13 protein-coding genes are annotated in these 12,847 nt (G+C 50.3%); 3 read left to right on the forward strand and 10 right to left on the reverse strand.

Annotated features, from left to right (window positions below; genetic code table 11):
• Positions 1-8: 8 nt before the first annotated feature.
• The 10 genes from JNC77_RS11275 to JNC77_RS11320 form a co-directional block, all read right to left on the reverse strand.
• Positions 9-1,577: an ABC transporter substrate-binding protein gene (locus JNC77_RS11275; protein ID WP_374832515.1), complete on the reverse strand. Its 1,569-nt coding sequence runs from the start codon at positions 1,575-1,577 to the stop codon at positions 9-11.
• Positions 1,574-2,632, reverse strand: coding sequence for an ABC transporter ATP-binding protein (locus JNC77_RS11280; RefSeq protein WP_374832517.1), 1,059 nt, complete (start codon positions 2,630-2,632; stop codon positions 1,574-1,576). The genes JNC77_RS11275 and JNC77_RS11280 overlap by 4 nt, the downstream gene beginning before the upstream one ends.
• A complete protein-coding gene (locus JNC77_RS11285) occupies positions 2,629-3,633 on the reverse strand; it encodes an ABC transporter ATP-binding protein (protein WP_374832519.1) in 1,005 nt (334 codons plus the stop codon). Before JNC77_RS11285 ends, JNC77_RS11280 begins: the two co-directional genes overlap by 4 nt.
• On the reverse strand, positions 3,630-4,529 hold the full coding sequence (locus JNC77_RS11290; protein ID WP_374832521.1) for an ABC transporter permease: 900 nt from the start codon (positions 4,527-4,529) through the stop codon (positions 3,630-3,632). The genes JNC77_RS11285 and JNC77_RS11290 overlap by 4 nt, the downstream gene beginning before the upstream one ends.
• Positions 4,526-5,506 carry an ABC transporter permease gene (locus JNC77_RS11295; protein ID WP_374832523.1) on the reverse strand — a complete coding sequence of 327 codons (981 nt, stop codon included), beginning with the start codon at positions 5,504-5,506 and terminating at the stop codon, positions 4,526-4,528. Before JNC77_RS11295 ends, JNC77_RS11290 begins: the two co-directional genes overlap by 4 nt.
• Positions 5,503-6,960 (reverse strand): NAD(P)-binding domain-containing protein, encoded by a 1,458-nt coding sequence (locus JNC77_RS11300; protein ID WP_374832525.1) that lies wholly within the window; start codon positions 6,958-6,960, stop codon positions 5,503-5,505. Before JNC77_RS11300 ends, JNC77_RS11295 begins: the two co-directional genes overlap by 4 nt.
• Before the next feature lie 2 nt (positions 6,961-6,962).
• A complete protein-coding gene (locus JNC77_RS11305; protein WP_374832527.1) occupies positions 6,963-7,949 on the reverse strand; it encodes a LysR family transcriptional regulator in 987 nt (328 codons plus the stop codon).
• 63 nt (positions 7,950-8,012) lie between these two features.
• Complete coding sequence (locus JNC77_RS11310) at positions 8,013-8,585, reverse strand: peroxidase-related enzyme (RefSeq protein WP_374832529.1); 573 nt, start codon at positions 8,583-8,585, stop codon at positions 8,013-8,015.
• Positions 8,585-9,079 carry a hypothetical protein gene (locus JNC77_RS11315; protein WP_374832531.1) on the reverse strand — a complete coding sequence of 165 codons (495 nt, stop codon included), beginning with the start codon at positions 9,077-9,079 and terminating at the stop codon, positions 8,585-8,587. The genes JNC77_RS11310 and JNC77_RS11315 overlap by 1 nt, the downstream gene beginning before the upstream one ends.
• A gap of 469 nt (positions 9,080-9,548) precedes the next feature.
• Entirely contained in the window at positions 9,549-10,442 is an 894-nt protein-coding gene (locus JNC77_RS11320) for a LysR substrate-binding domain-containing protein (protein ID WP_374832533.1), read from the reverse strand.
• Positions 10,443-10,631: 189 nt separating this feature from the next.
• Between JNC77_RS11320 and JNC77_RS11325 the strand changes: the two genes are divergently transcribed.
• From JNC77_RS11325 to JNC77_RS11335, 3 genes are read left to right on the forward strand one after another with little or no spacing between them, the layout of a single operon-like run.
• The gene (locus JNC77_RS11325; RefSeq protein WP_374832727.1) at positions 10,632-11,327 is read left to right on the forward strand and encodes an ABC transporter permease; all 696 of its coding nucleotides are present in this window, start codon (positions 10,632-10,634) and stop codon (positions 11,325-11,327) included.
• Complete coding sequence (locus JNC77_RS11330; RefSeq protein ID WP_374832535.1) at positions 11,324-12,067, forward strand: ABC transporter permease; 744 nt, start codon at positions 11,324-11,326, stop codon at positions 12,065-12,067. Before JNC77_RS11325 ends, JNC77_RS11330 begins: the two co-directional genes overlap by 4 nt.
• Complete coding sequence (locus JNC77_RS11335) at positions 12,057-12,839, forward strand: ABC transporter ATP-binding protein (RefSeq protein WP_374832537.1); 783 nt, start codon at positions 12,057-12,059, stop codon at positions 12,837-12,839. Before JNC77_RS11330 ends, JNC77_RS11335 begins: the two co-directional genes overlap by 11 nt.
• Positions 12,840-12,847: the final 8 nt, after the last annotated feature.

Consider the following 12,847-nt stretch of genomic DNA (forward strand, 5'->3'; position numbering starts at 1 on the left):
GCTTTTCCTTAGTCAGCTTTGATTTTGCTGACCTGCATGGCAACGGTGCGGTCACTGTTCCAAGGCACAACATTGAGATCATCGCGCGCTGCCCAGATGTTTTTGTAGTGGAACAGCGGAATGATGCCGACATCTTTGGCCACGATTTTAACGGCGTCGCGAATGATTTCCTCACGTTTGGCATTGTCAAACTCTGAAGTGACATCAGCCAGTGCTTTGTCAAATTCAGCGCTGCTATAGTTACCCCAATTGGAAGCGCCTAAGCCTTTTTCTTTATCAGGTGTTGCCAGAATGGAGGTCATCGCATAGGTACCTTCACCGGTACCATTGCCCCAACCAATCATGGTCATGGCATATTCGCCTTTATTGGCGCTGCCCGAGTAAACTGAAAAGGGTACAACTTCGACCTTTGTTTCAACGCCGACGCGTGTCCAGAACTGCGCCAAAGCCTGCGCGGTTTCAGGACCTTGCGGATAACGGTCGCTTGGCACGTGAATGGTCAGTTTGAAACCATCCGGATAGCCGGCTTCTGCCAATAATTCTTTGGCTTTTGCGGCATCGAACGGGATGTCTTTGGTGTCCGGATCATAGCCGAATGTACCTTCAGGCATCCACTGATTAGCCGCCGTTGCACCATTTTGCATGATGCGGCTGATGAGGCCATCACGATTGATTGCCACATTCAGTGCTTCACGCACTTTCTGGTTCAAAAGCGGATTTTCCTTCAAAGGATTTCCGGCTTTGTCGGTGATATATTTTGAAGGCTCCGGATTAAAGCTTGGCTGCATGATCAGCGCGCGCAAGCCCGGATAAGCATAAACCTTAACGCCGTCTGATTTTTCCAGCTTGGCAATATCGGCAACTGATACTTTATCAATCACGTCCACATCTTTAGCAAGCAATGCAGCAGTACGTGCAGGGCCATTATTGATGAAGCGATAAGTGACATTTTCCCATTCAGGCTTGTCGCCCCAATAGGCATCATTGCGTTTCATCAACACGCGGTCACCCGGTGTGTAGCCTGCATAATTGTATGGCCCATTGGTCACCATCGCCTTGCCGCTGTTGTAATCTTCGGTGGTTGATTTTTCACCGACATGCTTACTGACGATATAAAGGCTGGAGAGTGTCACCGGTAGCAAAGGATCAGGCACAGTGGTCTTGATGATAAGGTGATGATCATCGACAATTTCCACTTTATCAACGGTGCGGATAAAACCTTTAACGGTTGCAACACTGCCCGGAACATCACGGGCGCGTTCATAGGAAAAAGCCACATCTTCCGCAACAATCGGCTGACCATCCGACCAAACGGCATTTTCATGCAATGTAAATTCCCATGTCAGCGGGTCGACATTGCGCCACGATTTAGCAACGCCTGGCTGCATATTGACCACGTCTTTACCGGTCAACGGATGCCAGAAATGCTGGGCAACAGAGTGATCACCCGCATGGTTGTTCAATTGCGGGTCAATTGAAGAAAGCGGATCGGCAAAACCGATGCGCAAATCTTCTGCCATTGCACTGGCAGAAAATAAAAAGGTCGTCATTGCAAGGGCACTGAACAAATTTTTCATGCGTTTAACTCCAGTTGAGCCATAGGACTAGGGGATTGGGGGGTATCATTGAGATGACAGGCGCTGACGTGCTTTTCGCCCACTGTTTGCAGTGCAGGACGCTCAACACGGCAACGGTCAAAAGCCATCGGACAGCGCGGATGGAAATGGCAGCCTTTCGGCGGGTTGATCGGGCTTGGAATTTCGCCCTTGATCGCCGAATAGGATTTGCTGCGCTGCGCCAGATCAGGCACTTCGGAAAGCAACATTTTGGTATAAGGATGGTTGGGACGGGCAAAGAATTCCTTCGCTGGTGCATCTTCCACCACCCGGCCCAGATACATTATCAATACACGGTCGCAAACATGGCGCACTGCACGCAAATCATGGCTGATAAATAGATAGGTCAAATCCAGTTCTTTGCGCAAATCCATAAACAGATTGAGGATTTGTGCCTGAATGGAAACGTCCAGTGCAGCAATGGATTCATCACAAACCAAAAAACGCGGATTGAGCGACAATGCGCGCGCAATACTGATACGCTGACGCTGCCCGCCGGAAAACTGATGCGGAAAGCGCGTGCGAATAGCTGGATCAAGCCCGACACGCTGCAATTGCCGGCTGACATAATCATCAAATTCCGCGCGGCTGGTCAGACCATGCACCAGTGGTGCTTCGCCGATTGCTTTATCAATACGCTTGCGCGGATTGAGGCTTGCCTGCGGATCCTGAAAGATCATCTGCACATCAAGATGCGTTTTATTCTCGCGTGATGGTTCTTTGCCATAGACTTTGACCTCGCCGCTGCTCGGCCTCATCAAACCCGCAGCAATACGGCCAAGAGTGGATTTTCCAGAACCGGACTCACCCACCAGTCCAACAAATTCACCGGCGCGAATGGTTACATTCACCCCGTCCAACGCATGCACAACAGGACGCGGACGTGTGAGCCCCATCCGATCAGTCAAAGCAGAACCACCACCGCCAAAGCGTTTTTCAATATTCTGCATTTGCAGAACGATTGGTTGCTCGCTGCTGGAGATTTCAGGCGTTTTTGCATTCATGTTTTCACTCATGGCCGCAACTCCTGCATGCTGTTATTCATCGCAGGCACGCCACCAACCGGATGGAAGCAACGATAACGATGATGATCCGAGCCGGTAAATTCCGGCTGCACTTGGCAAGCCTCTGTCGCGTAGCCGCAACGTGCCGCAAATGCGCAACCCTTTGGCGGCTGGAACATATTCGGTGCCAAGCCCGGAATTTGCTGCAATCGTGTGCCCGGCTCCGCATTGCCCGGCAGACTACCGATCAGCCCGTGGGTATAAGGATGGCGCGGATCATCCAGCACATCGCCAACATTGCCGGTTTCAACAATGCGCCCAGCATACATGACAGATAATGTATCCGCTATGCCTGCAACGACAGACAAATCATGGGTAATCCAGATCAGCGCCATATTGGTGGCTTTAACGAGCCCTTGCACTTCAGCCAAAATTTGCGACTGGATCGACACATCAAGAGCCGTTGTCGGCTCATCGGCAATAATCAAATCCGGCTTGTTGAGCATCGCAATAGCAAGTGCCACACGCTGGCGCATACCGCCCGACAATTGATGCGGATAGGCATCCAGACGGCTTTCAGGGCTTGGAACCCCTGTAGCACCCAACACATCACGCGCACGAATACGGGCATCGGCATAAGAGATTTTCTCATGCGCCTGTAAGGCTTCGATCATTTGCTCCGAGATACGCAACACCGGATTGAGCGTCATCATCGGATCCTGAAACACCATCGCAATGCGGTTTCCCTGCAAATGCCGAAGTTGTTTTTTGGAATATTTGGTAATGTCTTCGCCTTTAAAGCGCACTTCACCCGAAACAATACGTCCCGGACGATCAACCAATCCCAGCACGGAAAAACCAGTGACAGACTTACCTGAACCCGATTCACCCACCAGCCCCATAGTTTGACCTGCGCGCAAGGTGAAAGAAACATCTTCCACTGCATGAAGAACACCGGTTTGTGTGTAAAATCGCGTGCACAGATTGCGTACATCCAGCAAGAGATCACTCATGATAAAGCCCTCGGATTAAACACATCACGCAGGCGGTCGGCCACGAGATTGATCGCCACAATAGAGATCAGCAATGCCAAACCTGGGAAAAAACTGATCCAGTAATCACCCGACAGCATATATTGAAAACCATTGGAAACGAGAAGACCAAGTGACGGCTCCGTCACCGGCACACCAAGCCCCAAAAAGCTTAGTGTTGCTTCCAAGGTAATGGCGCGCGCAATCTGCAATGTGCCAATAACCAGCAAGGGCGGCATGCAGTTTGGCAAAATATGACCAAGCAAAATTCTGATCGGCGAAAGACCGAGACCACGGGCAGATTCCACATAATCGCGCTGGCTTTCGACCATCGCCTGACCACGGGCGGTACGGGCATAATAAGCCCATTCAAGCAATACCAATGTGATCACCACATTGCCGACACCACGCCCAAAAAAGGCCAGCATCAACAGTGCCACCAAAATGGACGGAAGCGACATGACCAGATCAACAAGACGCATCAAAAGCGCATCGGTTTTGCCACCGGCATAGGCTGCAATCAGCCCGAGCACGATACCAATGACGCCGGCGATGGTAGCAGATCCGATGCCAACCACCAGACTGGTACGTAAGCCATATAGGATGGCGGAAAACAGATCGCGCCCCTGCCCGTCCGTGCCGAGCAGATAGGTGTAACCTTCATTCATGTTGGTTTCACCCGGCGCAAGACGCGCATCCATGACGTCGATTGCCATCATGTCATATGGGTCTTGCGGCGCGATAAAGGGCGCAAAAATAGCAGCCAGTGCAATCAGCACACAAAGCACAAGACCAAAGACTGCCAGCGGCGAGCGCAAGAACATCCGGATATTTTCCGCAACCGGAGAGCGTGGGGGTTTTGCGAGAGCCAAGGTCATGCCGCAGCCTCCGTTCTAACGCGAGGATCAAGCACACGGTAAAGAATATCGACTACAAGGTTGATCGTCACAAACAGCGTCACCACCACCATCAGATAGGCAACAACCACAGGGCGGTCGAGCGCATTGATACTGTCGAGAATGAGTTTACCGGCACCAGGCCACGAGAAAATATTTTCAGTTACCACTGCAAAAGCAACGGTCGAACCAAATTCAATGCCAAGCACAGTAACGAGAGGGATCATCACATTGCGCAAAATATGACGGCGCACGATACGAAAAGGCGACAGACCTTTGGCACGGGCAAACCGCACATAATCAAGCGATTTCACCTCGCGCACACCGGCATTGGTCAGGCGGATCACCAGCGACACTTTAAACATCGCCAGATTGATGGCAGGCAACAACATATGACGCAGACCATCAAGGGTCAGAAATGACCACTCAACACCGAAAAAGCGCACTGTTGTACCGCGTCCGCTGGCAGGCAACAGCCCAAGCGAAACACTGAATGTCATAATCAGCAGCAAGCCAACCCAAAACGTTGGCAAAGAAAAGCCTAAAATACTTCCCGTAGTGATTAATTTGGCAAATGGATTTTCAGGTTTCATTCCTGCGAAAAGACCAAGCGGAATACCGATGAACACCGCAAAAATCATGGCCAATACGGCCAGTTCCAAGGTGGCAGGCATGCGTTGCAAGATGAGGATCACGGCAGGCGTATTATAGACAAAACTATTGCCCAGATCGCCCTGCAACGCGCTTTTCAAAAACAGCCAATATTGCTGCCAGACCGGCAGGTCGAGGCCGAGACGTTCAATGAGCTCTGCACGATCAACTTGGGTTGCATCCGGTGCCAACAGAATATCTGCCGGATTACCGACCATATGCAGCCCAAGAAAAACAACTACCGACATAATCAGCAGCACAACAGCGGCCTGAGCTAATCGTTTGATGAGCCAGACAGTAAAATTCATGCCAGCTCCTCAAGATCAGTTTGATTATAATTATCTGCTTCCGTCCATTCGTCGCCGAAAACCTCCGGTTCGTCATAGCTGCGCGCATTGGCAAAATGCTGCTCAATATCCTCATGATAAAGCGTTGCAACAATGCCTTGTGACAAACGCTGCGCCCCTTCACTGATCGACGGAATATCGCCCGACACGCCGCCATGAGACATCATCGCCGGATAGCAGAAGCAATGAATGCGCGAGAGACCTTCGGCTTCAACACCCGATTTCGGCAAAAATTCGAATGCAGGCCCCAAATCAGGCGCTTCGATTAGCGAGCGGTCTTCATTGCCGCTGAGCGGCGCCAAGCGCTCTTCCCAAGTGCGGGCTTTGCTGGCAATTTCCGACAAAAACGCTTTTTGACGCCAATCAATCTGGAAACCGGTTGAAGCAATGACAAAATCAAACTGGCGACGGCCTTTCGGCGTGGTAATTTCAATCTTGTCACCTTCGACGGTAATTTTATCAAGCGATGCGCCTAGCTGGAAAAATGCGTTTTTATGACGGCTGACACGCAAAACACTGGCGCGCGGAGGCGGTACTTGTTCGGCACCGACATAGCTGTAAATGGCTAATTTTGCGCGGCCATCCAGATTCTGCATACCATAGACAGAGCCCGGATTACCCATACCCTTGCCGCGGTTGATGCGCGGAATATCCTTGCGGCGAATAAGCAGATCAACGCGTGCAGCGCCCGCCTCCAGCGCTGTTCCTGCACTATCCATTGCAGAGGCACCAGCACCGATCACGGCAATGTTTTTGCCTCTCAAAGTGCTATAATCATATTCATCCGAAGAATGAGCCCAAAAATGACGTGGCAGATTGCGGATAATGTCCGGCACATAAGGCCCGCCCAAACCATCACGCCCTGTGGCAAGCACCACATGACGCGCGAATATGGTGCGGCTGCCTTCCGGTGTTTCCATTTCCAAAACTGTGTAATCGACCTGCGGTTTGATGAGTGTAATGCGGTGACCATTACGCACCTCCACATCAAGTACATCACGAAACCAGCGCAGATAGTCCATCCATTGCAGACGCGGAATTTTATCCAGTTCTTCCCATTTGGTCTCGCCAAACTGCGCAGTAAACCAAGCACGGAAAGTAAGGGACGGAATGCCAAGAGCAGGGCCAGTCAGGCTTTTAGGCGAGCGCAAAGTTTCCATGCGGGCTGTTGTTGCCCAAGGACCTTCAAAACCTTTTGGCCGCGCGTCAAAAATAACAGCGCGGATGCCTAAATGTTTGAGCGATGCCGCCGCAGACAAACCCGCCATGCCGCCGCCAATCACCGCCACATCCAGCAATGTCTGACCTTCAACTTGTTTGACCGGCACCCACTCTTTGGCAGGGATCGTCAGATATTCGAGATCGCGGGCAACCAGTTGATCTAATTCTTCAAGGGATGATGGAAAATTTTTCATAATCAGTCCTCCAGCAATGCAAGCTGGGTAATCAGCGATTGATGTTCTTCAGGCGAATAATTTTTGAAACCGGGAACAAGTTTATGTGCGGCTTGTTCGAGGGCAGAAATCAGCTCCAAAGCCGTTTCACCCAGTTGCACGCCATTATGGCTGATGACGCCAAAGCAATAAGGAATATCAAGCTCCAACGGCAGCAATGTAATCCCGTCCATCGGTGTCCCCGCAGAGGTCACTGGCTCAACAATACCAACTGTGCCGCAAGGCCCGCCCGCACCGGCACGGATCAGTGCCAATGCATTCATGGTCGAGTTGGTACGAATACGACCACCCGTTTCAATTTTATGGCTTTTCAATGTCTGACGGATGCGAGCCGGAAGCCCCCGCACATTCGACATTTCCACCAATGTGCGGCTTTTAATAACCGAAAGTGGCAAGCCGCCGGTTTCTTTGGCCAACGGATCATCCGAACGCACAGCCAAAACGCAAGGCGCGCAGCCAAACCAATGGGTGGTCTGGTCACGATGTTGTAATGGCAATGATGTCGCGCCGATATCGGCATCATGGGACAGCACAAAGCTGCGTACCCGTTCCGGTGTATCGGTTTGAATAGTGATGCGTTTACCACCTTCAACACCAATGGTCTGGTTCAACGACGCCCAAGCATGGGGCACCAAACCAAAAGCCAAAGCTGAAATGCAGGAAATACGCACCGGACGGGTTCTTAAATTCGCCACCTCCTGCGCCCGTTCCCAAACTTCGGCAACACCTGCCAATGCGCGTTCCACATCATCGCGCAACAACATGCCTTGTTGCGTCAGTACCAGACGCTGGCCAACACGGACAAAAAGCTTTTGTCCCAGCTCGCGCTCCAGATCCTGAATGATGCGGCTGACGGAAGGCTGTGAAAGTTGCAATCTTTTGGCTGCAGCCGTTACGCTGCCCAAAGTTGCCACTTCCAGATAGGCCTCCAAAGCCTTTAAATTACGCATAAATTCTCCCTGTCTGCCGGTTTAGGGGCAGCGAATGCTCGAATAAAAACAGCGTTTAAATGTTTATTTGACCGGATCGCCCAACACATGCATCAGGCGGTTTGCCCAACCAAACATGGCTGTCGAGAGCACCAGATCAACGGCTTCTTCTTTGTTCAGGCCAGCATCCTGCAAACGCTGTGCGTCAGCACCATCTGTTTTGGGCGGGAATTGCGAAAGTTTCAGCGCAAAATCAAAAATCGCTTGGTTTTTCGGATCAAGCTTCGCTTTTTCACCTTCCAGGAAAAGCTTATCAGTCACGCTTTCATCACGGCTGAGCTGTGCATGACGTTGCGCATGAACGGCGGCACAATAAATGCACTGGTTGACGACAGAGGCACCAAGTGCGCCTAATTCACGTTCCGCGCGGCCCAAACCACCTTTGCCATACATCACCGTGTTAAAAAGCGGCGAGCGAACATTGAGGCTTTCCGGATCATGCGCAAGAACCAGCACATAATCTGAAACTTTGGTGTTGGAAGGCGTTACTTTCAATGCATCAAGCTGTTCGGGCGAAGCTTCTGCCAGCACAACCGGCTTCACACGCGGACGCCATTCCGGCACGGTCTTGGTAAATTTATGAATAACTTCGCTCATTATGCCTGCTCCCCTTCGATCAATGATGCAAGACCTGCAGCCACACGGATCTGATAGGCAAGGAAAGCATTCAATTCACATAAGCGCACAATATCCGCATCCGCTATGCCGGCTTGTTGCAGCACGGAAATATCTTCGGCAGCAATAGCTTTGGTGTTATTGGCCACCTTATCCATGAAGGCCACGACCTTCTGCTCAACCAGCTCAGACGGCACATAATCAACCGCTGCAAGAGCGGCATGAGGTGAGCCAGCAGCAGCTTTGGCGTAAATATTGGCCAGATAAGGATTATTGTTTGCGGTGGCGATACGGGCTGCAAGCGCTGCGCGCAAAGCGTGCGACCATGCACCGCCATCGGCCGGTGTCAGCACAGCTAGCTGCGCCTGACGTGTCATTTCAAACACATCTTTACGCGCAGTCAGCGCCTCAAAAGGCGGTGTTTCAGCATCACCCGCAAGCCATAAGCTCACGATATCCAAAGCAGATTTGTTCATTTTATTCCCCTGACAGTGTTTTCGTATCCGTTTGCAAACCAATTACCAGCACTGCGTCCCGCTGCATGGTATTAGTTGTTTTATGGATAAAGCAACACTGTTTATTCATTTTTCAAATAACCTGTCATCGTCATAACCGACTGTCAACTATTTTTAAAATTGACAGTTGATTTCATATATTCCTCAGACCTCAAACTGGCGGGGGAACGCTGGTGCGTACATTCATCCAAAAACGCACGGCAGCACAAATTGAACTTAACCGACAATCAGCAAAAAAGAGGGGTATGCACGCCTAAATATTGGGTGTGAAGCAAATCTTTTTCTCATAAAAACGTAATTTTAAGCAAAAAAATTCTCATATAGCATTTACTCATATCGGAATCAGCTATGAATAAAGCAGGGGGACAAGCGTTTAATGCGCCCGAAAACTAATCTTTTCCCATCATATAATAACAATTTCAAAGGCCGATCAAATATTCTGTCCTGCTATAATTTTGTCATGATAAGCTGCAAATTCCTGTTTAAAAGTTGCGCTCAAAGCGGAGGCGGTCTTATCTTCCGGCTCCAACACAAGAAAACCAGCTTCAATAAACTCGCTGAACGGACGCAGCACCACGCCGCGATCCTTAAACTCGCTTGCGGATGTCGGATCAATAATAGTGATACCTGCATCGGACGCCACAAGATTAAGTGCCGTATGAGAAAGCCGCGTTTCAATTGAAGCAGAACGCGGAATACTGGCAAGCGCCACCTCCACACGCATGGCAAATATAGTTCCTGGCTCCAGCGTTATCATACGTTCATAGGCCAGATCGGCAGGTTCGATAATCGCTTTTTCAGCCAGTCTGTGATGGGCCGGCATTGCCACAACAGCCGGATAGGAATAGTTGTCAATCGAAAAACCGGGGCGCTCAAGCGGACTGTCGGCATAGCCGATATCGGCCTGACCTGATGCCACTGCTTCAATCACCATCGACGACGGGATGGCATTAAGAGACGCTTGCACATTAGGTTTGTCACGTAAAAAACCCGCCAGAAAACGTGGCAAAATCCCGTTACCAAGCGCTGGCATGGCTGCTATACGCAAGCGACCTGCCGAATGCCGGCTGATTTCTTCTGCCACATGCGCAATACGTGACAAGCCGATAAAAGCACGTTCCACTTCTTTCATCAGTGTCACAGCTTCTTGTGTCGGTGTAATCTGATTGCCGCGGCGCTCAAATAATTTGAGCGCAGTCGCGCGTTCGAAATCTTTGATCAAACGGCTGACAGCAGGCTGCGTGATCGACATCAACTCAGCTGCAACTGTCATCTGTCCGGTTTTCATAACTGCTCTGAATGCTTCAACCTGACGTAAATTCACAGCCTGCCCCATAATATCTTGTTATTCTTGAGCATATATTTCGAATTTGACGCTATACTCTCTTCTATGCATTTTCTATAAAAAAGATAAAGCGAAGGGTATTTATCCAATTTGCTACCCAATTCGCTGATTGGGAGCCGTCGAAAAGGCATCTTAAGGGTGAACGGAATAGAAAATTATGTCCAGCTTATGGGCTTTGGTGAGAATGGCTGGGGTTTTGACATGCTCAAAGCTACAGGCGTCACTATAGCTGTTGCTTTAAGCGGGTTTTTTATCGGCAGTATTTTGGGATGTCTGGGTGCCGCGGCCAAATTTTCCGGTTTTCGCGCACTGCGTTATAGTGGCGAATTTTATACAACCGTTTTACGCGGCATTCCCGATCTTCTGGTGATTTATCTTTTCTATTTTGGCTCCAGTGCACTAATCACCAGTATCGGTTCTTTATTTGCCGTCGAAGGTTTTATCAGCGCGCCGATTTTTCTCATTGGTGCACTTGCAATCGGCATTGTTTCCGGAGCTTATCAAACAGAAGTTTTCCGCGGTGCCATTCTGGCGCTCAATAAGGGAGAAATCGAAGCCGCCAAAGCCTATGGTATGTCGTCTTTCTTGTGCTTCCGCCGCATTATTTTGCCGCAAGCCGCTCGTTTTGCCATTCCAGGTATCGGCAATGTCTGGCAGCTTGTTTTGAAAGAATCCGCACTCATATCAGTCATCGGCCTTGTCGAACTGATGCGCCAGGCGCAAATCGGCTCCGGTTCAACGCGTCAACCATTCAGCTTCTTTCTCACCGCTGCGGCTCTTTATCTGCTGATTACATTTGTCTCCGGCCTTATCTTTCGCTCTGCTGAAAAACGCGCCATGCGCGGCATAAGGAGAGCAGCATGACACTGCTTGACATCCCTTTTCTGTGGAACTCGTTCAAAACCCTTTTAACCGGTTTGCCTCTGACCTTGCAGCTCACGGTCTTGTCGGTAACGGCAGGTGCTGTTTTTGCCTTTTTGCTGGCAGTCATGCGTATCAGCGGCCAATGGTGGCTTGATCTGCCGGCACGCGCTTATATTTTTGTCTTTCGCGGCACACCTCTTTTGGTGCAAATTTATATCATTTATTATGGCATGAGCCAGTTTCCAGCATTGCGCCAAAGCTTTCTCTGGCCATATTTACGGGAAGCTTACTGGTGTGCCGTTCTAGCATTGGCGCTCAATACCGCCGCCTATAGTGCTGAAATTATCCGCGGCGGTCTGCTTTCCGTACCTGCCGGACAAATTGAAGCCGGACGCGCTTATGGCATGTCGCATTGGCAAGTTTTCCGCCGTATTATCTGGCCGCAAAGCTTGCGCCAGATGCTGCCCGGATATTCCAATGAAGTGATCCTGATGATTAAATCCACCGCTCTTGCCTCGACTATCACCATGATGGAAGTGACAGGGCTTGCCGCCAAACTTATCTCTGCAAGTTATCGTCCGGTGGAAATCTTCATTTGTGCAGGTATTATCTATCTGACATTGAATTTCGTGGTCGCACGTATTTTTGCCGTCGTGGAATATATGACCTCTCCGGAACGTCGCACCCCTCGTTCACGTCCCTCCACCTTGCAAAACAACGGTGAACAACATGCTCAATAACACGTCTGTACCCGCCGTTGAGTTGAATGCCATTCGCAAAAACTATGGTGATCAGGAAGTTCTGCACGGGATTTCACTCAAAGCCTATGAAGGCGATGTCATCTCGATTTTAGGTTCATCGGGTTCAGGAAAATCGACCCTGTTACGTTGCATCAATATGCTGGAAATCCCGTCTGCCGGCAGTGTCTCCATCAATGGTGAAGCCTATAAGTTGCATCATGAAATAGGCAAACCATCCCGCTTGAGCGATGCCAACCAATTGCGTCGTTTGCGTGCAGAAGCAGCAATGGTGTTTCAGTCCTTCAATCTCTGGTCACATTTAACCATTTTAGAAAATCTGATCGAAGCACCCGTTCACGTTCAAAAACGCAACCGTAAAGAGTGTATTGCCGAGGCTGAAAGCCTGCTTGAAAGGGTTGGCATTGCTGATAAGCGCAATCATTATCCGGCACATTTGTCGGGCGGTCAGCAACAACGTGCCGCCATTGCCCGCGCACTGGCTATGCGTCCGCATATTATGTTGTTTGACGAGCCCACGTCAGCGCTTGATCCTGAACTGGTTGGTGAAGTTTTGAAAGTCATGCGTGATCTGGCAGCCGAAGGGCGCACCATGTTGGTTGTAACCCATGAAATGAGCTTTGCACGCGAGGTTTCCAACCGCGTTGTATTCCTTCATCAAGGCGTCATTGAAGAAGAAGGCTCCTCGCAGGAAGTCTTCAGCAATCCGCACTCTGAGCGTCTGCGCCAGTTTATCTCCCGCAGCGAATTATAAAATACGCA

Origin of the sequence: Paenochrobactrum pullorum (genome assembly GCF_041929845.1) — a bacterium.
Lineage (GTDB): Bacteria > Pseudomonadota > Alphaproteobacteria > Rhizobiales > Rhizobiaceae > Paenochrobactrum > Paenochrobactrum pullorum.

Bases quoted from the DNA above. Each gene is read 5' to 3' on its own strand.
- JNC77_RS11275 (WP_374832515.1), bottom strand. From the start codon at position 1,577: ATGAAAAATTTGTTCAGTGCCCTTGCAATGACGACCTTTTTATTTTCT.
- JNC77_RS11280 (WP_374832517.1), bottom strand. From the start codon at position 2,632: ATGAGTGAAAACATGAATGCAAAAACGCCTGAAATCTCCAGCAGCGAG.
- JNC77_RS11285 (WP_374832519.1), bottom strand. From the start codon at position 3,633: ATGAGTGATCTCTTGCTGGATGTACGCAATCTGTGCACGCGATTTTAC.
- JNC77_RS11290 (WP_374832521.1), bottom strand. From the start codon at position 4,529: ATGACCTTGGCTCTCGCAAAACCCCCACGCTCTCCGGTTGCGGAAAAT.
- JNC77_RS11295 (WP_374832523.1), bottom strand. From the start codon at position 5,506: ATGAATTTTACTGTCTGGCTCATCAAACGATTAGCTCAGGCCGCTGTT.
- JNC77_RS11300 (WP_374832525.1), bottom strand. From the start codon at position 6,960: ATGAAAAATTTTCCATCATCCCTTGAAGAATTAGATCAACTGGTTGCC.
- JNC77_RS11305 (WP_374832527.1), bottom strand. From the start codon at position 7,949: ATGCGTAATTTAAAGGCTTTGGAGGCCTATCTGGAAGTGGCAACTTTG.
- JNC77_RS11310 (WP_374832529.1), bottom strand. From the start codon at position 8,585: ATGAGCGAAGTTATTCATAAATTTACCAAGACCGTGCCGGAATGGCGT.
- JNC77_RS11315 (WP_374832531.1), bottom strand. From the start codon at position 9,079: ATGAACAAATCTGCTTTGGATATCGTGAGCTTATGGCTTGCGGGTGAT.
- JNC77_RS11325 (WP_374832727.1), top strand. From the start codon at position 10,632: ATGGGCTTTGGTGAGAATGGCTGGGGTTTTGACATGCTCAAAGCTACA.
- JNC77_RS11330 (WP_374832535.1), top strand. From the start codon at position 11,324: ATGACACTGCTTGACATCCCTTTTCTGTGGAACTCGTTCAAAACCCTT.
- JNC77_RS11335 (WP_374832537.1), top strand. From the start codon at position 12,057: ATGCTCAATAACACGTCTGTACCCGCCGTTGAGTTGAATGCCATTCGC.